The organism is Amycolatopsis sp. NPDC114505, assembly GCF_055633615.1.
Map to the genome: position 1 here is coordinate 3,373,910 of NZ_JBVKDV010000001.1, position 21,146 is coordinate 3,395,055.

At 71.5% G+C, this 21,146-nt stretch carries 20 protein-coding genes and 1 pseudogene; 9 read left to right on the forward strand and 12 right to left on the reverse strand.

Annotation, left to right across the window (positions count from 1 at the left end; all coding sequences use genetic code 11):
- Positions 1 to 23: 23 nt before the first annotated feature.
- On the reverse strand, positions 24 to 626 hold the full coding sequence (locus ACZ7OU_RS16735) for a TetR/AcrR family transcriptional regulator (protein ID WP_470255660.1): 603 nt from the start codon (positions 624 to 626) through the stop codon (positions 24 to 26).
- A gap of 20 nt (positions 627 to 646) precedes the next feature.
- On the opposite strand from ACZ7OU_RS16735, the gene ACZ7OU_RS16740 reads away from it, so the two are divergent.
- The gene (locus ACZ7OU_RS16740; protein ID WP_470255945.1) at positions 647 to 2,026 is read left to right on the forward strand and encodes a DHA2 family efflux MFS transporter permease subunit; all 1,380 of its coding nucleotides are present in this window, start codon (positions 647 to 649) and stop codon (positions 2,024 to 2,026) included.
- On the opposite strand, the gene ACZ7OU_RS16745 is transcribed toward ACZ7OU_RS16740, so the two are convergent.
- Together ACZ7OU_RS16745 and ACZ7OU_RS16750 are read right to left on the reverse strand one after the other, a co-directional pair.
- On the reverse strand, positions 1,908 to 2,732 hold the full coding sequence (locus ACZ7OU_RS16745; protein ID WP_470255661.1) for a lysostaphin resistance A-like protein: 825 nt from the start codon (positions 2,730 to 2,732) through the stop codon (positions 1,908 to 1,910). The genes ACZ7OU_RS16740 and ACZ7OU_RS16745 overlap by 119 nt on opposite strands.
- Positions 2,733 to 2,797: 65 nt before the next feature.
- Positions 2,798 to 3,697, reverse strand: a complete 900-nt coding sequence (locus ACZ7OU_RS16750) for an alpha/beta hydrolase family protein (RefSeq protein WP_470255662.1) — start codon at positions 3,695 to 3,697, stop codon at positions 2,798 to 2,800.
- Between the two features lie 77 nt (positions 3,698 to 3,774).
- Between ACZ7OU_RS16750 and ACZ7OU_RS16755 the strand changes: the two genes are divergently transcribed.
- Positions 3,775 to 4,317, forward strand: a complete 543-nt coding sequence (locus ACZ7OU_RS16755; protein ID WP_470255663.1) for a helix-turn-helix domain-containing protein — start codon at positions 3,775 to 3,777, stop codon at positions 4,315 to 4,317.
- Positions 4,318 to 4,690: 373 nt separating this feature from the next.
- Here the strand turns inward: ACZ7OU_RS16755 and ACZ7OU_RS16760 are convergent, their stop codons facing one another.
- Complete coding sequence (locus ACZ7OU_RS16760; RefSeq protein ID WP_470241043.1) at positions 4,691 to 5,098, reverse strand: histone-like nucleoid-structuring protein Lsr2; 408 nt, start codon at positions 5,096 to 5,098, stop codon at positions 4,691 to 4,693.
- 321 nt (positions 5,099 to 5,419) lie between these two features.
- A complete protein-coding gene (locus ACZ7OU_RS16765) occupies positions 5,420 to 8,155 on the reverse strand; it encodes a tetratricopeptide repeat protein (RefSeq protein WP_470255664.1) in 2,736 nt (911 codons plus the stop codon).
- Positions 8,156 to 8,395: 240 nt separating this feature from the next.
- On the opposite strand from ACZ7OU_RS16765, the gene ACZ7OU_RS16770 reads away from it, so the two are divergent.
- From ACZ7OU_RS16770 to map, 5 genes are all read left to right on the forward strand, one after another.
- Entirely contained in the window at positions 8,396 to 9,265 is an 870-nt protein-coding gene (locus ACZ7OU_RS16770) for a helix-turn-helix domain-containing protein (protein WP_470255665.1), read from the forward strand.
- An 11-nt stretch (positions 9,266 to 9,276) separates the two neighbouring features.
- On the forward strand, positions 9,277 to 10,272 hold the full coding sequence (locus tag ACZ7OU_RS16775; protein WP_470255666.1) for an aldo/keto reductase: 996 nt from the start codon (positions 9,277 to 9,279) through the stop codon (positions 10,270 to 10,272).
- 68 nt (positions 10,273 to 10,340) lie between these two features.
- Positions 10,341 to 10,736 (forward strand): HPF/RaiA family ribosome-associated protein, encoded by a 396-nt coding sequence (locus tag ACZ7OU_RS16780; RefSeq protein WP_470255667.1) that lies wholly within the window; start codon positions 10,341 to 10,343, stop codon positions 10,734 to 10,736.
- Positions 10,737 to 10,766: 30 nt separating this feature from the next.
- Complete coding sequence (locus tag ACZ7OU_RS16785) at positions 10,767 to 11,276, forward strand: hypothetical protein (RefSeq protein WP_470255668.1); 510 nt, start codon at positions 10,767 to 10,769, stop codon at positions 11,274 to 11,276.
- 104 nt (positions 11,277 to 11,380) lie between these two features.
- Positions 11,381 to 12,151: a type I methionyl aminopeptidase gene (gene map / locus ACZ7OU_RS16790; protein WP_470255669.1), complete on the forward strand. Its 771-nt coding sequence runs from the start codon at positions 11,381 to 11,383 to the stop codon at positions 12,149 to 12,151.
- Positions 12,152 to 12,165: 14 nt separating this feature from the next.
- Here map and ACZ7OU_RS16795 read toward each other — a convergent pair whose 3' ends face one another.
- From ACZ7OU_RS16795 to ACZ7OU_RS16810, 4 genes are read right to left on the reverse strand one after another with little or no spacing between them, the layout of a single operon-like run.
- The gene (locus tag ACZ7OU_RS16795; RefSeq protein ID WP_470255946.1) at positions 12,166 to 13,584 is read right to left on the reverse strand and encodes an ATP-binding protein; all 1,419 of its coding nucleotides are present in this window, start codon (positions 13,582 to 13,584) and stop codon (positions 12,166 to 12,168) included.
- Between the two features lie 2 nt (positions 13,585 to 13,586).
- The gene (locus tag ACZ7OU_RS16800; protein WP_470255670.1) at positions 13,587 to 14,282 is read right to left on the reverse strand and encodes a response regulator transcription factor; all 696 of its coding nucleotides are present in this window, start codon (positions 14,280 to 14,282) and stop codon (positions 13,587 to 13,589) included.
- Positions 14,283 to 14,304: 22 nt separating this feature from the next.
- Positions 14,305 to 14,919, reverse strand: a complete 615-nt coding sequence (locus ACZ7OU_RS16805) for a phosphatase PAP2 family protein (RefSeq protein ID WP_470255671.1) — start codon at positions 14,917 to 14,919, stop codon at positions 14,305 to 14,307.
- 18 nt (positions 14,920 to 14,937) lie between these two features.
- A complete protein-coding gene (locus ACZ7OU_RS16810) occupies positions 14,938 to 15,300 on the reverse strand; it encodes a cupin domain-containing protein (protein ID WP_470255672.1) in 363 nt (120 codons plus the stop codon).
- A gap of 37 nt (positions 15,301 to 15,337) precedes the next feature.
- Between ACZ7OU_RS16810 and ACZ7OU_RS16815 the strand changes: the two genes are divergently transcribed.
- Positions 15,338 to 15,931 (forward strand): TetR/AcrR family transcriptional regulator, encoded by a 594-nt coding sequence (locus ACZ7OU_RS16815; RefSeq protein WP_470241036.1) that lies wholly within the window; start codon positions 15,338 to 15,340, stop codon positions 15,929 to 15,931.
- 9 nt (positions 15,932 to 15,940) lie between these two features.
- On the opposite strand, the pseudogene ACZ7OU_RS16820 reads toward ACZ7OU_RS16815, so the two are convergent.
- Together ACZ7OU_RS16820 and ACZ7OU_RS16825 are read right to left on the reverse strand one after the other, a co-directional pair.
- Positions 15,941 to 16,054: pseudogene (locus ACZ7OU_RS16820) on the reverse strand (LLM class flavin-dependent oxidoreductase); the annotation flags it as partial.
- A 45-nt stretch (positions 16,055 to 16,099) separates the two neighbouring features.
- Positions 16,100 to 16,663 (reverse strand): CGNR zinc finger domain-containing protein, encoded by a 564-nt coding sequence (locus ACZ7OU_RS16825; protein WP_470255673.1) that lies wholly within the window; start codon positions 16,661 to 16,663, stop codon positions 16,100 to 16,102.
- An 82-nt stretch (positions 16,664 to 16,745) separates the two neighbouring features.
- On the opposite strand from ACZ7OU_RS16825, the gene ACZ7OU_RS16830 reads away from it, so the two are divergent.
- The gene (locus tag ACZ7OU_RS16830; RefSeq protein WP_470255674.1) at positions 16,746 to 17,921 is read left to right on the forward strand and encodes an epoxide hydrolase family protein; all 1,176 of its coding nucleotides are present in this window, start codon (positions 16,746 to 16,748) and stop codon (positions 17,919 to 17,921) included.
- Here the strand turns inward: ACZ7OU_RS16830 and ACZ7OU_RS16835 are convergent.
- A complete protein-coding gene (locus tag ACZ7OU_RS16835; protein WP_470255675.1) occupies positions 17,905 to 20,943 on the reverse strand; it encodes an MGH1-like glycoside hydrolase domain-containing protein in 3,039 nt (1,012 codons plus the stop codon). The two genes, ACZ7OU_RS16830 and ACZ7OU_RS16835, sit on opposite strands and share 17 nt — an antisense overlap.
- Positions 20,944 to 21,146: the final 203 nt, after the last annotated feature.

The window sequence follows — 21,146 nt, forward strand, 5'->3', positions numbered from 1 at the left end:
GTGGCCACCCGCTGCCGGACCGGCTACTTCGGCGCGACGAGCGGCCAGAAGATGTCGTCGACGATCGACCGGATCCGCTCGGGGGACGCCGGCCGGAGGGTCATCAGGATGTCGTGGCGCATCAGCTCGAACGGCAGGTCGAGCACGTCCCGCGGGATCCGCGCGAGGTCGATCTCGCCCCGGTCGTGGGCCTGGCGGAACACTTCGTAGGACCGCCACGGGCCGTCGCCGAGGAGGGCGCGGCGGATGTCCTCCGGGGTGCGGCCGGTGCTGTCGTGGAGGCCGGCGAACGTCGCTCCGACGAGCGCCGCGAGCTCGTTGCGGCCCGCGCTGATGTTCCCGAGGAGCACCCGCAGGTCCTCGCGCAGGCTTCCGGTGTCCGGGATCGCGACCGGGTGGGTGTCGCCGTAGTGGCGGATCGCGGCGAGCACGAGCTCGTCCTTGTTCGGCCAGCGGCGGTAGAGCACCGCGATCCCCGTCTTCGCGCGGTCCGCGACCGACTCCATCGTCAGCTTCGCGAAACCGGCCTCCGCCAGCTCTTCCCAGGCCGCGGTGAGGAGCGCGTGCTCCAGCTCGGTTCCCCGGCGTCGGCGTTTGACCCCTTCGGACGTCGTCTCGGCAGCCATGCCACCAGACCGCGCTGATCCTGGTCGTCGGCGCGCTGGCGGTCGTCTTCGACACCACGATCGTCAGCGTCGCGCTCCACCAGCTCGCGACCAGCCTCGACGTGCCGGTCTCGACGATCCAGTGGGTGAGCACCGGCTACATGCTCGCGCTCGGCGCGGCGGTGCCGCTCAGCACCTGGGCGCTCGGCCGCTTCGGCGGCAAGCGGGTCTGGATGTTCGCCCTCACCGTGTTCCTCGCCGGCTCGGTCGGCTCGAGCACCGCGTGGGACGCGGGTTCGCTCATCGGCTGGCGCGTCGTGCAGGGCCTCGGCGGCGGGCTGATGCTGCCGGTGATGACGACGCTCATCATGCAGGCGGCGGGCGGCCGCGCGCTCGGCCGCACGACGACCTGGGTCGCCCTGCCCGCCCTGCTCGGGCCGATCCTCGGCCCGCTCGCCGGCGGCGCGATCATCACGGATCTCAGCTGGCGCTTCATGTTCTGGGTCAACGTGCCCTTCTGCGTCGCCGGCCTGATCCTCGCGGCCCGCTACCTCGCCGACGACCCGCCCGCCGCCACCGCCGCGCGCCCCCGGCTCGACGTCCGGGGGCTCGCCCTGCTGGCCCCGGGGATCACGGCCGTGATCCTCGGCCTCTCGAACGCCGGCTCCGCGGACGGATTCGCCCACCTCGACGTCCTCGCGCCGCTCGTCGCCGGCGTCGCCTTCCTCGTCGCCTTCACGTTCTACGCGCTGCGCCGCCGCGACCCGCTCGTGGACATCCGGCTGCTCGCCGCGCGTTCGGTCGGATCCTCGTCCTCGGTGCTGTTCCTGTCGGGCTTTTCGTTGTACGGGGCGATGTTGCTGCTGCCGCTCTACTACCAGCAGCTCCGCGGGGCGAGCGCGCTGGCCGCCGGGCTGATGCTCGTGCCGCAGGGGATCGGGACACTGCTCAGCCGGCAGATCGCCGGCCCGCTCACCGACCGCATCGGAGCTCGCTCGATCGCCGTCGTCGGCTTCCTCGTCGTCGCGGCCGCCACCGTGCCGTTCGCCTTCGCCGACGCGACCAGTGACGGCCGGCTGCTCGCGCTGTGGCTGCTGGTCCGCGGCATCGGGCTCGGCGCCGTCACCATGCCGGTGATGACGGCGTCCTACGTCGGGCTCGACCGTGCCGAGATCGCCCACTCGAGCGTCCTGACCCGGATCTCGCAGCAGATCGGCGGATCGTTCGGCACCGCGGTGCTCGCCGTCATCCTCGAGCAGTCCGGCTTCCCCGTCGCGTTCTGGTGGGCGACGGGGTTCGCGCTCATCGCGACGGCGCTGTGCGCATGGCTGCCGGGGCGGGAACAGGTTCGTGCCGCGGCAATGCGAGCGCGACGACAACCTGCACCGCCAGCACCAGCGCCTGAGTCACCGGTGCGCTGACGGTCAGCAGCGCGACCGTCGTGTTGACGCCGAAGTGGACCGCGATCGACGCCGGCACGCCGCCGCGTTCGTAGGCGTAACCGGTCAGCAGCGCCATCGGGACGACGCTGAGCGTGAACAGCAGCCCGCTCCAGCTGAGCAGGCCGAACGCGGCCTGGACGGTCCCGGGGATGAAGAACAGCGGCAGGTGCCACGCGGCCCACACGACACCCAGCAGCAGGCCGGCCCGCAGGCGCGTCATCGACCCGCGCAGCCGGGGGTGGGCCGTCCCCCGCCAGCCGGGTTCTTCGGCCAGCGGGCCGGCGATCAGCATGCTGACCAGGAACGGACCCAGGCCGCCGACGGTCGCGATCAGGTTCCGTCCGGCCGTCAGGTCCAGCGCCGGACCGCCGAGGGCCTGCGCGAGCAGCGCGGCCGCCACGACGGTCGCCGATGCCAGTAGCAGCAAGGGAATCACCCAGAGCCAGCGTGCGCCGGGCCGGGACGTCACGGTGTGCGCCGGGGCGGGTTCACCGCGGCGGGCCCGGCGCACCCGGACGGCGATCGCGCCGATCACCGGGCCGAACCCGCCGAGCAGGTACGGGACGACGGTGGGCGAGCTCGTCGGCGGTCCGCCGAGCAGGATCGCGACGAACCAGAAAGCCCAGCTCGTCGTGAACGTGACGGTCCAGAAAAGCGCGAGACCGCTTTTCTCTTTGATGGTCACCACTTCTGCCTTTCGTTCGGAAAATGGGCAGCACGAAGCCCGGGGACAATGCGGAATCGGGGGAGTCAGTTCTTCCGGAGCCGGCCGGCGAGCCAGCCGGACACCTGGGCCAGCAGGTCGGCGTCGACCGGGCGGCGCAGCTGCCGCGAGTACGACCGCATCGACGGCCGCCCGGGGTCGCGGCGCAGCAGGTGGGTGAGGTCGGCGATCCGGTGGACCTCGACCTCGCCGGGCACCAGCCGGCGGATCACGTCCAGGTCCGCGGGGTCGACCTGGATGTCCTTCTCGCCGGTGATCGCCAAGACGGGGACCCGGATGTTCGCCAGGTCCCGGCGTGAGTCGTGGGCGAGCAGCTCGCGCAGCCACCGCGCGTTCACCGGGATCCCGGCGACGCGCGCGACGTCGGTGTCCGTCGTCTTGAGCCGGGTCAGCTGCCGCCCGGCGAAGGCGCGCAACGCCGGCCGAGTGAACGCGGGGAGGTCGCGGGCGATCATCCCGGCCTGCCGGCGCAGGGCGTCCTCGCCCGGGCGGGCGAACCCGGCCAGCAGCACGACCGCGGCGACGTCCGGGTGCGCGCCGAGCGACATGGCATGGACAGCGCCTTCGCTGTGCCCGACGACGCCGACGGCGTCCGCGCGGATGTCCGGCCGCCCGGCCAGTGCGCGCACGGCGGCGGCACCGTCGCGGCGGTTGTCGGTGAACCCGGTCGCCCGCCAGTCGCCGGGCGTGGCGCCGACCCCGCGCCGGTCGTAGCGCAACGTGGCAATCCCTGCCTCCGCCAGGGCGGCCGCCAGTGGCGCGCCGTAGGCCATGCGGAGCCGGCCGGTGTTGGCGTCGCGGTCCAGGCGCCCGGAGCCGTGCAGCAGCAGGACGGCGGGGTGCGGGCCGGCGCCCGCGGGCAGGGTCAGGGTGCCGGCCAGGCGCAGCCCGTCGTCCGCGGTGACCGTCATGTCGACGTCCCGCATGGTGCGTCTCCCATCATTCTCGATCATGCAAATGTTCTCATCTGTGAGAACGGTATCGCATGTGAGAACATTCGTCCATGGCTACCGCGGACCTCCTCCTGCATCCGGTCCGGATGCGCATCCTGCAGGCGCTGTTCGACGCCGATCCGCTGACCACGGCGCAGCTGCGCGAGCGCATCCCCGACGTCGCGCCCGCGACGATGTACCGCCAGATCGCGGTGCTGGCCGAGGCGGGGGTGCTGGAGGTGGCGGAGGAGCGGCGGGTGCGCGGCACGACGGAACGCAGCTACCGCGTCCACAAGGAGGAGGCGGTGGTCGACCCGGCGGCGCGCGCGGCGATGTCGCGCGAGGACCACCTGCGCGCGTTCACGACGTTCGCGGCCTCGTTGATGGGGGACTTCGACCGCTACCACGCCCACCCGGACGCCGACCCGGTCGCGGACGGCGTCGTCTACCGCCAGGCGGCGGTGTGGCTGACCGACGAAGAGTTCGAGGTGATGGTCGAGGAGATCGAGCGGGCGGTAGTGTCGCGCGTCGGCAACGCCAGGGAGGGCCGGATCCGCCGCGTCGTCAGCCTCGTCGTCGTCCCGGACGAGCCGACGTCGCCGGCTTCGGGCTGAGAATTGAAGAGGCGGTGGGAAAGCTTCCGTGGTGCCTCATCGGTATGCCTCGGCCATGGTGTGGAAGGGCCCGCTTCGGTGCGAGGCTGCCGTCGGGCGTGGTATTCGCGGACGCCTTGGCGGAAGGTGCCCGAACGTCAGCGAGAGCGCGAAACCCCGGGGCCGGCGTCTTCGGGACCGATACGGCGGCCGGAATCCGGCTCGCCACCGCGGGCCGATTCCTCGGGCGGCTCGGCGACGACGTTCTCCGCGCCGCCGAAAACGCGGGCGCGCTAGCGGTGAACTGTCCTCCGTCGGCGACGAGGGTGATTCGTCCTCGTCGCCGACGGGCGGGTCTCGGTGATCTCTCCCCAGTGATCTCCCGGCACGGCGGTCACTTCCGCGCGGCGGCGACCTTCTTGCGGGGCGCGCGCTTGCGTGCCGCCTTGGCGGGCTCGGCTTCCTGCGCCTGGGCGGCGTCGAACGCGGCGGTCACCTCGGAGGACAGGCGTCCTCGTTCGGAGACTTCGTAGCCGTTCGCGTTGGCCCACGCCCGGATCTGCTGGTTGCGTTCGCGGTCCGTGGCGGTCGTGGTCGACTGGCCGGTCGCGACGCGGACCTTGCGCCCACCGGTGCGGCGGCCGGCGCTGATGTAGCGGGCGAGTTCGTCGCGCAGGGAGGCCGCGTTTTCGTCGGAGAGGTCGATCTCGTAGGTGACGCCGTCGAGGGAAAACGGGATGGTGTGCGCGGCGGGTGTGCCGTCGATGTCGTCGAGCATCTCGACGAGGACCTTCTGGGCCATTCCTGCTCCTTGGCGCGGTATATACCAGTAAGAGAACGTACGAATTGCGCGCTCCCGTGTGGAGTGTATACACGCCGGTCCCGTCAGGGAAATTTCTTCCTCCGGTCCGCAGCTCGCATCAATTGGATCGCTGCTCGGCGTGACTGAGATGAATCTGATCTGCGGGAGGAGAAGCCACCGTGAACCCGGAAAAGGCGCCAGTCGGCAACACGAATCTGCAAGTTGCAGGTGCCGGGAAGCGGTTTCGGGTTTGCTCTGTTCGGAGCAGCGGGCGAGTTCGAACGGCGAATTCGCGCCGATCGAACCCGCTGTTTTCGCTGCTCACCCGTGCAGTGCGATCGGCGCGTCCGACGCCGGGCGCCAAGGTGTCACGCGGTCGATGTCCGCCAATTGTCGCGTGATGCGGTTCGCATCGGTGATCCGGTGCTGGGCGCGGCTCAGCGCCAAAGCGCGCAACCAGGCCTCACGGGCCTCGGCGTGCCGTCCCAGCGCGGAGTACGTCCCGGCCAGGTGGTCCAGGGTGTCCGCCTCGTAGTAGGTGGCACCGATGTCCCGGCAGAGCTCGAGCGACTCCCGGAAGCAGACCAGCGCGCGATCGTGCCGCCCGCGGTGCTGCTCGATGTAGCCGAGGCAGTCCAGCGTGACGGCCTGGCCCTGCCGGTTGCCGTGCCGGACGAACAAGGCCAGCGCCTGCTCGCACGAGGTCTTGGCCGGCCCGAAGTCACCGAGCAGCGCCTGGTACCAGCCGATCATGCTGAGCGCTTCGCCCTCCCACACCGGGTTGTCCAACGTCCGGAACAGCCGCAGCGCGAGGTCGGCGTAGTCCAGGGCCAGGCGGTCGTCCAGCTGCCGCCAGACCCAGGAGAGGTCGTAGTACGCGCGGGCTTCGCCGTGCGTGTCGCCGATTTCCCTGGCCAGGCCGAGCGCGCGGTGCAGGTGGCAGGATGCCTCGGCCCGCATCCCGGCCCGCGCGTACGCCTGATCGAGCAGGCGGTGCGCGTGCCCTTCGAGCTCGGGATCGTCCAGTTCCTCCGCCGCGCCGAGCGCGGCACCCCAGGTCGTGAGCTGCTCGTGCAGGTGCCCGCGGCGCACGAGGTAGCCGTGTGCCGTCCAGGCGAGCTGCCAGACGAGCTCCGGCCAGCCGTGCCGGACCGCGGCCCGCTGCGCGGCGAGCAACCCGGCGTGCTCGGTGTCGAACCAGGTGAGGACCGAGGCGTCGTCGGCGAAAGCCGGGACGGCGAAGTGGTCGGGCCGGTCGCCGACGTCGATCGGTTTGCGGTGCGGGTACAGGATCCGTTCGCCCGCGTGGCCGGCGTGGACGTAGAAGCAGACCAGCCGCCGCAACGACTGCGTCCCACCTGACGGCGACTCCGCGGCCCGCTCTCCCGCGTAGAGGCGGACGAGGTCGTGCATGCGGTAGCGGGGCGAGCCTTGGCGCTGCACCAGGTGCGCGTTCTCGAGCTGCCGGATCAGGGCGGTGACCCGGCCGGCCGGCAGCCCGGTCAGCGCCGCGATCGCGGGCAGCCCGATGTCCGGCCCCGGCGCCATGCCGAGCAGCCGGAACACCCGGGCCGCGTCGGGTTCGAGCGCCTCGTAGGACCAGGACAGCGCGGCGCGGAGGTTCGAGGCGAGCTCGCCGCCGTCGAGCGCGTCCAGCCGGGCCGACGCCTCGCCGAACTCGGCCGCCAGCAACGCCAGCGAAAGGTCCGAGTAGGTCGCCGCGTAGGCCGCCACGATCCCCAGCGCGAGCGGCAGGCCGGCGCAGTAGGTCACCAGCAGGTCCACCGCGGCCCGGTCGGTTTCGACCCGCACGGGGTCGAGGCGCTTCGCGAGCAGTTCACCGGCTTCCGGGGCGTCCAGCACGTCCAAGGTCAGGGACCGGGCGTCGTGGGTGGTGAGGAGCCCGGTCAGCTGGTTCCTGCTGGTGACCACCACGGTGCACGTGGGGCTGTCGGGCAGCAGCGCCGTCACCTGGACGCTGTCCCTGGCGTTGTCCAGCACGACCAGCATGCGCCGGTCCATCGTCGTGTCCCGGTACAGCGCCGCCTGTCCCTCGGCGTCGAGCGGGATCGACCCCGGTGGCAGCCGCAGCGCGTCGAGGAATCCGCGGATCGCCGCCACCGGTTCCACCGGCGTGCCCGACGGGTCGAACCCCCGCAGGTTCACGTACAGCTGCCCGTCCGGGAACAGGTGCGCGTTCTCGTGGGCCCACTGCAGTGCGAGCCACGTCTTCCCGATGCCGCCCATGCCGACGATCGCGACGATCGGGGTGGCGCCGTCCGCCGTCGCGGGCAACGACTTCGTGAGCTCGGCCAGTTCCCGGGTCCGCCCGGTGAACGACCTCGGCCGGGCGGGCAACCGGGGTACCGGCGCCGAGCCGGCTCGCGGCGGACCGGGCGCGTCGTCCGGCGCGTAGGGGTGGTCGGGCAGGCAGATCCAGGCCCCCACCGCCGTCTCCTTGACCGTGACCTCGGCGTGCCGGTAGGTGGTCGCGTCTTCGATCGAGCTGTGCCGGACCACTTCGTTGAAGAACCACGACGAGACGATGAGCGCCAGCACGCCGGGCGAGCCGGCCAAGGCGGCTTTCAACGGTGGTGCGTCGAGGAGCCGGAACGCCATGTTGATCGACTTCGCGGTGACCCCGAACTCGTCGTAGGTGATCTCGCCGGCGTGCAGCGCCATCCGCAGCCGGACCCGCTCGGGGCCCAGGTGCGTGCTGTTGTGCCGGCGCAGGGCCGTGGCCAAGGCCCTCGGCAGCGACTCGACGAACGCGGCCTTGGGCACGTCCGCCCCGGCGAGGACGAACACGCCGTCCCCGCGATCCTCGACGTCACAACGGTCCCAGGGAATCCCGGCCGCTTCGAAGGCCACCCGCAGCGCCCGGTACACCCCGCTGCGGACCGCCACCTGGTCGGGGTTCGTCCGCTGCGGGTTCCCGAACCCCTCGACGTCCACGATGAGGATCGTCCGGTGCACCGCCTGCCGCCTGCCCACCGAGCGGAGGGCCTGGACCGGTGAGGAGGCGCCGAGGTTCAGCTCCCGCCGCTGATCAGGCACGAAGCGGGTTTCGCCGTCCGATCCCGCCGATCGGGCAGCCGTTCCGATGACCTCCGGAAAGCCGTCGAACATGAGCGGTCCTCCTCCCGGGGAATGCGTTACCAGGATGAGTCAGCGCAAGGAACCAGGGTAGTCTGATTGCAATATTGCACGGGAACCATCACGCAAGTTCTGCCGTATGATCCCCCGAGGACTACCGCGACATTCCGCATGCATTACTCCGAGAGGGGCACCCGGCTCATGACGCAGGACGCACCGTCCGCGCGCGAGCGTCAGCTGGCTCACGAACTCCGGCTGCTCCGTTCGACCGTCGGCCTCACCGGCAAGGACGTCGCCGAACGACTCGGCTGGTCGACGTCGAAGGTCTCCCGGATCGAGACGGGCCGGATCGGGATCGGCCAGGACGACCTCGAGTCGCTGTTCGGCCTGTACCAGGTCCTCGACGACAAGGCCGAAGACCTGCGCAGGCTGGCCGCCTCGGCCCGGGCACAGGGGTGGTGGGACGCCTACGCGAACAACCTGTCGTCCGGGTACTCCAGCCTGATCAAGCTGGAAGCGGGCTCCGTCGACCTCCGGTGCTACTGCGCCCTGATCCCGCACGCGCTGCTGCAGACGTCGGAGTACTCGCGCCACGTCATCCAGTCGACCCTGCAGGTGCCCGCGCCGGCCGAGGTCGACCGGCGGATCGACATCGCGCGCCGCCGGCAGGCGGTCCTGCAGCGGGAGAACCCGCCCATGCGGCTGTCCGCCGTGATCGACGAAGCCGCGTTCCGGCGGCACATCCGGACGCCCGACGGGCGGATCGACAACAGCGTCACCCGCGCGCAGTTCCGGCAGCTGGCCGATCTCGCGGCGTGGCCGAACATCACCATCCGGGTCCTGCTCTTCAAGTCCGGGATCCCGCCGGTGACGTCCGGCTCGTTCTCGATCCTGGAGTCCATGGCCACCAACCGGCCCGACGTCGTCTACCTGGAAAACAAGACCAGGTTCTTCTTCATCGACACCGAGAGCGAAGTCCATCAGTACGTGCAGGAGTTCGAACTGCTCAGCTCGATGGCGCTGGACCCCGACGAATCCCTCGCCTTCATCGAGCGCGCGGCCAACCGCTGAGGACACCACAGATGCAGATACGTGAACTCGGGGAGTCGGGGCTCAAGGTTTCCGCCATCGGACTCGGCTGCATGGGCATGTCGGAGTTCTACGGCAGAGCCAATCCGGAAGCGGGCATCACCGCCATCCGGCGGGCGATCGACCGGGGAATGACCTTCATCGACACGGCGCCCTCCTTCGGCGCGCCGCAGCACGGTGAGTCCGCCAACGAACGGCTCGTGGGCCGGGCTCTTCGCGGACGGCGGGACTCCGTGGTGGTGGCGACGAAGTGCGGTTTCGTCCGGGACGGGAACGACCGTGTCGTCGACAACTCACCCGAATACATCCGGCGCTCGGTCGACGAGTCGCTGGTCCGGCTCGGGACGGACCACATCGACCTGTACTACCTTCACCGGCGGAGCCCGCACGTGCCGATAGAGGACGTGATCGGGACGATGAAGGACCTGGTCCGAGCCGGCAAGGTCCGGCACCTCGGCCTCTCCGAAGTCAGCGTCGAGACTTTGCGCCAGGCGCACGCCATCCATCCGATCACCGCCTTGCAGAGCGAATACTCGTTGCTCAGCCGCCAGCTCGAGGACAAGACCCTGCCCGCGGCGCGGGAACTCGGCGTCGGTGTCGTCGCGTACGCGCCGGTCGGGCGTGGCCTGCTGTCGGGCGACCTGACCACGTTGGACGGCCTGGAGCCGCACGACCTGCGTCGCGCGCAGCCGCGTTTCCAGGGCGGCAACCTCGGCCGGAACCTCGCGCTCGTCGGCCGGGTGCGCGCCGTCGCGGAGGAGGTCGGCTGTACCACGGCGCAGCTCGCCCTGGCGTGGCTGCTCGCCAAGGGCGACGGGATCGTGCCGATCCCCGGCACGACCAGCTTCCGGCACGTCGAGGAGAACGCCGCGGCGGTCGACGTCGTGCTGTCGGCCCTGCAGGTGAAGGAACTCGACGAGGCCATCCTGCCGGACGAAGTCATCGGCGAGCGGAACACCGCGGCGAGCCTCGCGCTGATGGAGCTGTAGCCGCGCCGGGTTTGAGCCGGTGGCCGCCGTGGTACTGACGGAGATCAATCGTCGTCTCGCGTTGGAGGGTGCTCGTGCAGATCCAGGTCAACACCGACCACAACATCCACGGTGGCGAAGGACTGGCCACCTACGTGACCACCGACCTGGAGGGCAGCCTCTCCCGGTTCGGCGGATGGTTGACCCGGGTGGAGGTGCACCTCAGCGAGGACGGCGGCAGCAAGCCGGAAGACAAGAAGTGCGTGATCGAGGCGCGGCCCGGTGGCAAGCAGCCGGTCGCAGTCACCCACCACGCGGCCACCGTGGACGACGCGTACGCCGGGGCGGCCCACAAGCTGGGGCGGGTGCTGGATTCCCGCTACACCCGCGCCCACGACCACAAGGGCAGCGACAGCATCCGGCACATGCCCGCCCCGGAAGACCCGGAGCAGGTCGGCGCCATCGAGGAGCAGCCGCCGGCCTGAGCCGGGGCGGCGCCGGTCTATCGTTCCGCCATGCTCGAGCGCATTCGCGAGAACGCCCGCGCCGCCGCACTGCTGGCGGACGTCTTCGACTTCGACATCGCCCGCCTCGACCCCGTCGAACCCGTGCGGCTCGCGTCGGGCGGCAAGTTGCGGGTGGTCGCCGGCGACGCCTCGGGCGGCACGTTCTTCGTCTGCGACGACCTACCCGTGCTCTACGCCGGCTCCGAAGGCTCCGCCGGGATCCTCGCCGACGACCTGGCGGGCGCGGTCCGCCTGGTCGTCGGTGTGCCGACCTGGCAGGACGTCGTGTCGGACGCCCCGGACGTCGACGCGATGCGCGCGTCCTTCGAGTCTTCCTACGCCGAGCTGAAGGAGGACGAGCCCCGGATCGACGAGCTCCGCGCCGAGGTCACCGCGGAGCTGGGACTCGGCGAGGTCGCCGTCGAGGAGCTGCTGGCGGCGCTGAGCCGGTGCCTGACCGAGGTATCGCCCGGTTACGTGGTGCTCAACGAGGACGGCGACGAATACGAGTCCCTCTGACCACGCGAAGCGGATCATGCCCCGAGGGGTGACTGGTATAGTTATACCGGCAAGTGTCCATCAGCCGGTATCACCCTGCCGGCACCTTGAACCGCGAGGTTTTCGTGATCGAACTGAAGACGCCCGCCGAGATCGAGCGCATGCACGTGGCCGGGCGTTTCGTCGCCGAGGTGCTCTCCGAGGTCGGGCGGCTCGCCGACGTCGGCGTCAACCTGATGGACCTGGAGCACCACGCACGCGGCATGATCAAGCGTCGCGGGGCGGAGTCCTGCTACTGGGACTACGCGCCCTCCTTCGGCAAGGGCCCGTTCCGCAACGTCATCTGCCTGTCGGTCAACGACGCCGTCCTGCACGGCCTGCCCCACGACTACACCCTGCGCGACGGGGACGTCGTCACCGCGGACCTCGCGGTCAGCATCGACGGCTGGGCGGCCGACTCGGCGCGCACGGTCGTCGTCGGCACCGCCGCCGAGGAGGACCTGCGGATCATCCGCGCCACCGAAGAAGCGCTGGAGGCGGCGATCGACGCGGCGCGCCCGGGCAACCGCCTCGGCGACATCTCGGCGGCGATCGGGGCGGTGGCCGGTGCCTACGGCTACCCGGTCAACACCGAGTTCGGCGGCCACGGCATCGGCCGCACCATGCACGAGGACCTCCACATCCCCAACAAGGGCACGGCCGGGCGCGGCCTGAAACTCCGGCCGGGACTGACCGTCGCGCTCGAACCCTGGTTCGCGCGCACGACCGACCGGATCGTCTTCGACCCCGACGGCTGGACCATCCGCTCGGCCGACGGATCGCGCACGGCCCACTCCGAGCACACGGTCGCCATCACCGAGGACGGCCCGTTGGTGCTCACCCGGCGGGAAGCGTAGATCCCGGCGTCCGGTCAGGAAACGGCTCGGGGCAAGGAAAGCTCGAGCCGCGTTCCGCCGGTGTCGGCGCGGCCGGCCCGCACGGTGCCGCCGTGCTGCGAGACGACCTGGGCGACGATCGCCAGCCCGAGCCCGGAGCCGGGCCGCGCCCGGGCCGCCTCGGCGCGGTAGAAGCGCTCGAACACGTGCGGCAGGTCGGCGGGGTCGATTCCCGGGCCCTCGTCGCAGACCACGATCCGCGCGTCGCCGGGGCCGGGCTCGATCACCGCGGTCACCGTCCCGCCGGGCGGGCTCCACTTCGCCGCGTTGTCGAGGACGTTGAGCACCGCGCGTTCCAGCGCCGCCGCCCGGCCGTCCACCACCGCCTCGGCCACCTCGATCGTGAACCGCACGTGCGGTGAGCGGGCCCGGACGCGCTCGATGGCCGCGCCCAGCACGTCCGCCAGGTCGATCCGGTCGACCGGCTCCGGTTCGTGCTCGCCGGTGGACAGGTCGACGAGCTCTTCCATCAGCGTCGTGAGCTCGACCGACTGGACGTCGAGATCGGCCAGCAGCCGGGCCCGGTCGTCGGCCGGGAGCGCCCTGGACTGGCGCTCGGCGTGGATCAGCAGCTCGATGTTGTTGCGCAGGCTGGTCAACGGCGTGCGCAGCTCGTGGCCGGCGTCCTGCACCAGCCGGCGCTGCTCGTCGCGCGAGCGGTCCAGTGCCGTGAGCATCTTGTTGAACGCCTCGGCGAGCCGCGCCACCTCGTCCTTGCCGGTGACGGTGATGCCGGACGAGAGCTCCTGGGTGCGGGCGATGTCCTCCGCGGCGACGGTCAGGTCGTCGACCGGACGCAGCGCCGTGCGGGCGACCGCGCGGCCGGCCAGCGCCGAGCCCAGGATGCCGATCAGGCCGGCCAGCGTGAGCCAGACGCCGAGCTTGGCGAGGGTCCGGTCCAGCCCTTCGGAGTTGCTCGCCACCTGCGCGACGCCGCCGCCGGGCCGGGCCACGCTCAGGACCCGGTACCGGTCGCCGTCGATCTTCACGACGCTGGAACCCTGCGGCAGCACGCCCGCGGCCACCAGTGCCGTCTCGGGCCCGACCGGGAGCGTCGCCGCGCCGGCCGTGCCGACGATCGTGCCGTCGGCGTCGAGGAACTGCACGGCCACGACGTCGCCACGGCCGGCGGCGGGACCGGGGTCGTCGTCGGGTTCGAGGCCGAAGTCGCGCCGTTCGACCGTGCGCAGGGTCGCCAGCGCGTCGGCCGGCGACGCGGCTTTCGCCGCCACCTGGGCGTAGGTCTGCAGCTGCGTGTCGAACTGCTGGTAGAGGTTGGTCTGGGTGAGCAGCCACGCGGCCGACGACGTCACCACGACGGCGACCGCCACGGCGAGCGCCACCAGCACGGCGAGGCGGGTGCGCAGCGACTGTTCGCGCCACCGCGCCCGCATCTTCACAGCGGCTCTTCCCGGAGCACGTAGCCGACGCCGCGCACGGTGTGCAGCAGCCGCGGTTCGCCGCGTTCCTCCAGCTTGCGGCGCAGGTAGCTGACGTAGACGTCGAGGCCGTTCGACGCGGTGCCGAAGTCGTAGCCCCAGACCCGGTCGAACATCGCGGCGCGGGTGAGCACGATCCGCGGGTGCCGCAGGAACGCCTCCAGCATCGCGAACTCCGTGCGGGTCAGCCGGACCGGGCGATCGCCGCGGCGGACCTCGCGGGTGTCCGGGTCGAGGACGAGGTCGGCGAACGTCAGCACGGGCCCGCCGGCCGGCCGGGCCGGGGTGTCGTACTCGACGCGCCGCAGCAGCGCCCGCACCCGCGCCAGCAGCTCCCGCAGCGCGAACGGCTTGACGAGGTAGTCGTCGGCGCCGGCGTCGAGCCCGGTGACCCGGTCGGTGACGCCGGTGCGCGCGGTCAGCATGAGGATCGGCACGAAGTTGCCCTCGGCGCGCAGGACGCGGCAGCTGTCCAGGCCGTCGAGCACCGGCATCATGAGGTCGAGGACGACACCGTCCGGTTTCTCGGCCCGGATCACCTCGAGGCCGGCGGCGCCGTCCGCGGCCAGCGAGACGGTGTACCCCTCGAACCGCAGCGTCCGCGACAGCGAGTCCCGCACGGCCTCCTCGTCGTCGACCACGACCAGATGCACTCCCGGCTCCCTTCCGCCACCCTCACTTTCCCCGGTGAAGATGAAAATCGGGTGAGAACAGCCGCGATCGGGCGACCAGCGCCGTCAGCGGTGTGCGCACGAGGAGTCCGCAGAGCGCCACGAGTGCGCCCAGGACTGCGCCCGCCAGCACGTCGTGGACGTAGTGCGCGCCGAGGTAGACCCGCGAGAACCCGATCGCCGCCGCGACCGCGAGCCCGGCGACGCCGAGCCGCCGGTCGGCCAGGAGCAGGGCGACCGCGGCGGACACGGCGATCGTCACGTGGTTGCTCGGGAAGGAGTAGTCCGTCGCGAAGTCGCACGGGGACACGGTCGGCGCGGCCGGGTACCGGATGCACGGCCGCGGTTCCCGCACGACGAACTTGACGAGCGTGCTCGCGCCGTAGGCGAGCGCGACGGCGATCGGCACCCACAGCGCGGCCGCCGTCCGCCCGGCGTCACCGCGGCCGCGCCACCACACCACGGCGAAGGCGAGCACGTACAGCGCCAGCCCGGCGTTGGTGAAGACCTCGAAGAACCCGTTCAGCCACGGGGTTTCCCGGGCGAACGACAGCAGGTCCAGGTACCAGCCGCCGTCGATGACTCCGCCGTCCACGCCGGTCTCTCCGTTCAACGACATCCATGTAGAAGATCTACACTACTGTAGATGTTCCACGCCGGAGCCGGCCGGGCCCAAGGCGACGTCCGGGGAGACGGTGGGCGAAGGTTCTTTCAGCTCGACGAACAGCGAATGCGTCGGGGTGTCCCCGACGTTCTCGCCGGAGTGTTCCTGGGCGCCGACCCAGCGCACGGCGTGCGCGGGCAGGTCGACGCCGGCCTCGCGGCCGCCGGAGTGGATCCGGCGGCGGAAGGCGCTGAGCGTGACCATCACGGAGTCGGGGTGCCGGTGCGGCGCGGTCCGGTCGCCGGGCCGGTCGCGGTACTCCAGCACCCGGACCCGCTCGTTTTCGAAGACCACCTGGTACAGCTCGGGATTCGTGTCCACCGGGTCGCCGGTCATGGCCGCCTCCTTCATGGGACTGAAGTACCATGATGGCATGGAAGTACCATATGAGTCCACGGGCCGCAGCCGGCAGAAGAGCCGGACGCGGGCCGCACTGGTGACGGCCGCGCACGAGCTGCTCGCGCAGGGCCGGTCTCCCGCGGTCGAGGACGCGGCCGAGGCCGCCGGGATCTCGCGGACGACGGCGTACCGGTACTTCCCCAACCAGCGGGCTCTGCTGCTGGCCGCGTACCCGGAAATCGACGACGACGCCGGCCTGCTGCCGGCCGACGCCCCGGCGGACCCGGCCGCGCGGCTGGACCTGGTGCTGCGGGCGTTCATCGCGTTCACGCTGCGCTGGGAGCCGCAGCTGCGAGCCCAGCTGCGGCTGTCGCTGGAGCCGGGAGCCCCGCAGCCGGTCCTGCGCCGCGGTCGCGCGATCCGCTGGATCGAGGAGGCGCTGGCACCGCTGTCGGCCACCCACCCGCGGATCGACGTGCGCGACCTCGCGGTCGCGATCCGGTCGGCGAGCGGCATCGAGTCGCTGGTGTGGCTGACCGACATCGCGGGCCTCGACCGCGAGCGGGCCGCGGAGGTACTGGCCGGCTCGGCCCGGGCGATCCTGCTGGCCGCACTCGAACGCCCGTAGCACCTGAGCGGCGGCGACCTTCGGCATGATCTCCTCAGTCAGCCGCTTGAGGTCGTCGAGCGTCTTCGACGTCGGCACGTGGCGGAACGGCGGCCACAGCAGCGGCATCGTCAGCCCGGCTTCCTCAGCCGCAGCGCGGAAGCCACCACGCGCGATCGCGGGGGCGGGTCACTCCGCTTTGCGCTGGTTGGCCAGGAAGCGCGCCTTCTTCTGCCGGTTCCCGCACGTGTTCATGTCGCACCACCGGCGGGTGCGGCTCTGGCTGGTGTCGAAGAAGGCGGCTCGGCAGGTCGGCGAGGCGCACAAGGCCAGTTTTCCGTCCCGTTCGCCCGAGATGACGCTGATCGCGTCGGCGGCGATCACGCTGAGGGCGTCTTCCACACAGGACGCCGAGCTGAGCTGCCACTGCCGTTTGCCGTCGGGGGTCAGGATTGCCGCCGCCCGGCCTTGCGCACTGCGCTCGTTGATGACCCGGACCGCGGACGCCGGGAGGGCTTCCTGGGTCGCGGCCGCGGTCGCGGCGGCGTGGATCGACTCCCGCAGCTCCCGGGCGAGGTCGAGCTGGGCCGTCGTGCAGGAGTCCACGGCGAGACCGCTCACCGCCAGCCAGTCGGCGAGCCGCTGCGGCGTCGGAATGCGCTCCACGGCGTCGCCGCGGCGCTCGGTCAGCGTCGCCGTGAAGCTCGTCGCGAGCACGCTACCGAGGCGGAAGTCGGGGAACCCAGCAGGCATGGAACCACCTTAGCCGGTTGCGCCGAGGCGGCGTGGCCTGTTAGAACCGTCTAAGCCGGTTCCGCACCGAACAGGAGGACTCATGCCCAGCGACGTCCGAGCATTCGAAGCCCACGCGACCGACGCCGACCTCGACGACCTGCGCGCGCGACTGGCCGCCGCGCGGCTGCCCGAGGCCGAGACGGTCCACCGCGCCGCACCCGGCCGTCGCCGCTGGGACCAGGGCGTTCCGCTCGCCGACCTCGCCGACGTCGTCGACTACTGGCGCACCGGGTACGACTGGCGCCGGTTCGAAGCGCGCCTCGACCGGATCGGCCAGTTCCGCACGACCATCGACGGGCTGGGCATCCACTTCCTGCACCGCCGGTCCGCGCGCGCGGACGCCGTCCCGCTGGTCTTGACGCACGGCTGGCCGGGCAGCGTCGCCGAGTTCGTCGACGTGGTGGACGAGCTGGCGGACCCGGCGGACGCGGACGCTCCGGCGTTCCACCTCGTGGTCCCGTCGCTGCCGGGCTTCGGGTACAGCGACAAGCCGGCCACCACCGGCTGGGGAACCGAAAAGATCGCGGCCGCCTGGGTGGAGCTGATGGGCAGGCTCGGCTACGCCAGGTTCGCGGCCCACGGCGGCGACTGGGGCGGCAACATCACCACGGTGCTCGGCGGCCGGTTCCCGGCGCACGTCCTCGGCATCCACACGACGTTCGCGGAGGGACCGCCCGGGTTGTCGACCGACGGGCTGACCGCGCTCGAGCGCCGGTGGACCGAGGAAACCCACGACTTCTGGCACCACCGTGCGGCGTACGCGAAGCAGCAGGCGACGCGGCCGCAGACCATCGGCTACTCGCTCGTCGACTCACCGGTCGGGCTGCTCGCCTGGATCCTCGACAAGTTCGCAGAGTGGTCGGACACCGAGGACAGCCCGTTCGAGACGATTTCCCTGGACCGCGTGCTCGACGACGTCACCCTGTACTGGCTGACGCGGACCGGCGCGTCGGCGGCCCGCATCTACTACGAAAGCCACAACTCGCTCGACCCGGAACTCCGGGTCGACGTCCCGTCGGCGATCACCATGTATCCCCGCGACATCGAGAAGTGCCCGCGTCCCTGGGCACAGGAGCGGTACCGGCGGATCGTCCGCTGGCGGGCGCCCGAACGCGGGGGACATTTCCCTTCGCTCGAGGTTCCCGGCTACTTCGTCGAAGATCTGCGAGAAGGCCTCGCGGCGGTGCTGTCGGCCCCGGTCACGGTGTCGCGCTGAGCTCACCCGCCGTCAGGACCCGGTTCCACACCCGGACGTCGTCGACGCTGCCCGGCCACAGGTCGCTGTGGTTCCCGCCGGACACCGCGCGGCCGATCGCCAGCGGGCCGGGGGCGGCGTCCCCGCTGGGCTGGCTCCAGGTCTTGGCCTGCGCCACGCCGTCCACGTAGAGGACGTAGGTGCCCGCGTCGGCGTCGTGCACACCGACCAGCCGGTACCAGCGGCCCGGTTGCGGGGCGACGTCCGACAGCGCGCGGCCCGCACTCGTCGAGAACGCCAGGCGGTCGTCGGCGGCGGAGTACTGGAGGTAGAACCCGCTGCTCGGGTTGCCGTCCTGGCTGACCGCCGTCGCCCAGGAGCCCGTGCGGTCCAGCCGGACCCAGGCGCCGACCGAGAAGTTGCCGGTCGTGTCCAGGACGGGACCGCTCGTTTCCGCGTACTGGCTCGAGCCGTCGAGCTGCAGGGCGGTGCCGGTCACGCCGGGCACCCAGCTGGGTGAGCCGGTCAGGGTGGCGTCGTGCGCGCCCGCGGTGTCGTGGGCGACGGTGCCGCTGCCCTCGTCGAGGTTCCAGGCGCCGACGGGGTCCTTCTGGCCCGCCGGGTGCGCGATCTGGAGGTTTTGGCGCTGGTGCGTGCTTTCCACGCGGCCACCGGGACCGCGGTAGGACGCCGTGGCGGTCAACGTGGCTTTGCTGCCCGGCTCGGCGCCGGGCGGTGCCGTCAGCGCATAGGTCCAGGTCCGCGCCTGGCCGGGCGGGATCACGGCGGCAGGCCGTCCGGTGGACGTCACCGTCCAGCCGTCCGGCACGGCGAGGCTCACCCGCGGGGAGACGAGCGGGCTCGACGTCGTGTTGCGCACCGTGACGGTCAGCGGCGTGCTCCCGTCGACCGTGACGACGCCGTTGGCGTTGGCGGGGCCGGCGGTGATCCGGGCGTCCGGGCTCGACGTCGTCCAGGACTCCAGTTCGGTGACGCCGACGAACGCGCCCGGCGGGTTGGTGAACACGAGCCGGACCTTGCTGGTGGTCAGCGCGGGGAACGTGACGCGGTTGACGCCGTTGCCGGCCGGGCTCGCGGGTGCCCGGACCTGGCCGGGGATCTCCTGCCAGGCGGAGCCGGTCCAGTACTCCAGCCGGTACGCGGCAGCCGGCCGGACTCCGCCGCCGTCGTCGTAGCCGCTCCACCGGAGGTCGGAAACCGTTGTGGGAGAACCGAAGTCGACGCCGTAGAAGTCGCTCGGGTTCGGCGAGCCGTAGTTGGTCCACCGGGTGTTCTCCGGGACCTCGCTGTACCAGACCTTGCCGTCGAGCGCGTTCCACGGGTTGTCGTAGGGGGAGGTGTAGGAGGTGATCGGCTGGGGGTAGCCGGTGCGCAGCGGGTTGGCGGCGTCGTTCACCAGGTCGTCGGCCTTCGGGACGAGCGTGCGCCCGACGTCGATGCTGGTGTTCCGCAGTGCCGGGGACCGCTGGACGAGCTTTCCGTCGACGTAGAGCCGCATCCCGGCGCCCTGGCCGTAGTGCGTGCCGTCGCGGTCCCACAGCACGGTGACGTTGTGCCCGTGGTACGGCACGTTCTCGGCCGCGAAGTGGTCCCATGTGGACGGTGTGAGCGGCCGGACCTCGAGGGTGTCCCCGGTCTGCGGGCGCAGGCCGAGCAGGCCGGACAGCACCAGGTCGGTGTAGGTGGAGTGGTTGTAGTCCTCGCTGTGGTTCCGGCCGTCGTAGATCCACGCGTCCCGGTCCGGGTCGTGGGCTTCGGCGACGTAGGGCTTGCCGTCCTTGGTCTGCGTGCGGGCGTAGGTGGCGAGCGCGGCGGCGTAGTCCTCTTTGGACACCGTGCGCTGGGCCGGGTAGTCGTCCAGCAGGTTCGCCAGGCCGGTCAGGGTCTGCGACGTCGCGAAGGGCCAGCTCGGCCCGTCCCAGCGGCAGCAGGAACCGGCGTCCTTCATGAAGAACGGGCTGCGGCGCTCGGCGGTCGTCGGGCCGAAGGCGCTCGCGAACCCGGCGGGGTCGAGCAGCTGGGACCACGCCGTGCTGTCGGCCGGCTGGGCGGCGCCGAACATCCACGGGAGGTACCCGATCTGCTCCCGGCTGCCGGACAGCTGGTGGCCCGGGTTGTCGTCGCGGGCCATCGCGTAGTAGAAGCCGCGTTTCGGGTCCCAAAGCCACTTCTGCAGCGACGTCTTCAGCTTCGCGGCGTGCTGGGCGTACTCGGCGGCGAGCTTGTGGTCGCCGACCGAGTCGGCGATGCGGCTGATCGCGACGGCGTCGCCGTACTGGTACGAGTTGAGCGTCGGCCGGTAGCCGGCGCCGCCATGGTACGGGTTGGGCGACTCGTACGACGACGCGGAGAACTCCATGGCGTCCCACACCGGGACCGACCAGTACAGGCCGAGCTCGGCGCTGAACTGCTTGTCCCAGCCGCGGTACTGGCGCACCAGCGCGGGCAGCAGTTCGCGCAACGGCGCGAAGTCCCCGGTCGCCTGGGCTTGGCCGTAGGCCGAGGTGGCCAGCCAGACGCTGTACTCGTGCGCCCAGTCGGTGGTGTCGGCGTTGACGTCGTCGGTGGCGGGCTTGGCGCCGGCGCCGGGGCCGGTGAGCCAGAACCGGAGGTAGTCCTGGCCGTAGCTCGGGTCGCGCAGCCACCGCCCCTCGGTCAGCTGGTGCCCGGCGGCCGCGTTGATCGCCTGGTAGGGCGCGGCATAGCCGCAGCAGTCGAGGAACTCCGTCGAGATCCAGCCGTCGACGGGGTTCGTGTACCGCAGGTGCTCCTTGAAGACGCGCCACCGGTAGTAGTAGACGCTCTGCATGGTGGCGTCGGGCAGATCCACGAACGGGATGTTCGCTTCGTACCACGCGGGATCCGCGTACCCGGCGAGATCGGCGGAGTGGTCGAGGAAGTGCGTCCCGGTCGCCGGCCGGGCGGTGTCGTCCGCCGCGTCGGCGACGCCGGTGAGCGCGACCTGCGCGAGCAGGCCCACCGCGGCCAGCCAGGCAGTTCCCCAGGACAGTCGCCCGCGCATCGGGTCCTCCCGCAGGTTTACAACGTTGTAAAACTCAGACTCGACCACTATCGCTCAAGAACGCTCAAAAGGGAACACCCCGGCGAGACCGGCTTCAGCGGCGGCAAGCGGTCGCGTTTCGTGCAGCTGCTTCGCGGTGTCCGGTGGCAGCTCGGCCGCGGTGTTGTGCAGTTCCTGCGGGTCCTTGGTCCGGTCGTAGTACT

What these genes read in the sequence shown, in the direction of transcription:
- ACZ7OU_RS16735 (WP_470255660.1), bottom strand. Translation starts at nt 626, where the DNA reads ATGGCTGCCGAGACGACGTCCGAAGGGGTCAAACGCCGACGCCGGGGA.
- ACZ7OU_RS16750 (WP_470255662.1), bottom strand. Translation starts at nt 3,697, where the DNA reads ATGCGGGACGTCGACATGACGGTCACCGCGGACGACGGGCTGCGCCTG.
- ACZ7OU_RS16755 (WP_470255663.1), top strand. Translation starts at nt 3,775, where the DNA reads ATGGCTACCGCGGACCTCCTCCTGCATCCGGTCCGGATGCGCATCCTG.
- ACZ7OU_RS16760 (WP_470241043.1), bottom strand. Translation starts at nt 5,098, where the DNA reads ATGGCCCAGAAGGTCCTCGTCGAGATGCTCGACGACATCGACGGCACA.
- ACZ7OU_RS16770 (WP_470255665.1), top strand. Translation starts at nt 8,396, where the DNA reads ATGACGCAGGACGCACCGTCCGCGCGCGAGCGTCAGCTGGCTCACGAA.
- ACZ7OU_RS16775 (WP_470255666.1), top strand. Translation starts at nt 9,277, where the DNA reads ATGCAGATACGTGAACTCGGGGAGTCGGGGCTCAAGGTTTCCGCCATC.
- ACZ7OU_RS16785 (WP_470255668.1), top strand. Translation starts at nt 10,767, where the DNA reads ATGCTCGAGCGCATTCGCGAGAACGCCCGCGCCGCCGCACTGCTGGCG.
- ACZ7OU_RS16795 (WP_470255946.1), bottom strand. Translation starts at nt 13,584, where the DNA reads ATGCGGGCGCGGTGGCGCGAACAGTCGCTGCGCACCCGCCTCGCCGTG.
- ACZ7OU_RS16805 (WP_470255671.1), bottom strand. Translation starts at nt 14,919, where the DNA reads ATGTCGTTGAACGGAGAGACCGGCGTGGACGGCGGAGTCATCGACGGC.
- ACZ7OU_RS16810 (WP_470255672.1), bottom strand. Translation starts at nt 15,300, where the DNA reads ATGACCGGCGACCCGGTGGACACGAATCCCGAGCTGTACCAGGTGGTC.
- ACZ7OU_RS16815 (WP_470241036.1), top strand. Translation starts at nt 15,338, where the DNA reads ATGGAAGTACCATATGAGTCCACGGGCCGCAGCCGGCAGAAGAGCCGG.
- ACZ7OU_RS16825 (WP_470255673.1), bottom strand. Translation starts at nt 16,663, where the DNA reads ATGCCTGCTGGGTTCCCCGACTTCCGCCTCGGTAGCGTGCTCGCGACG.
- ACZ7OU_RS16830 (WP_470255674.1), top strand. Translation starts at nt 16,746, where the DNA reads ATGCCCAGCGACGTCCGAGCATTCGAAGCCCACGCGACCGACGCCGAC.
- ACZ7OU_RS16835 (WP_470255675.1), bottom strand. Translation starts at nt 20,943, where the DNA reads ATGCGCGGGCGACTGTCCTGGGGAACTGCCTGGCTGGCCGCGGTGGGC.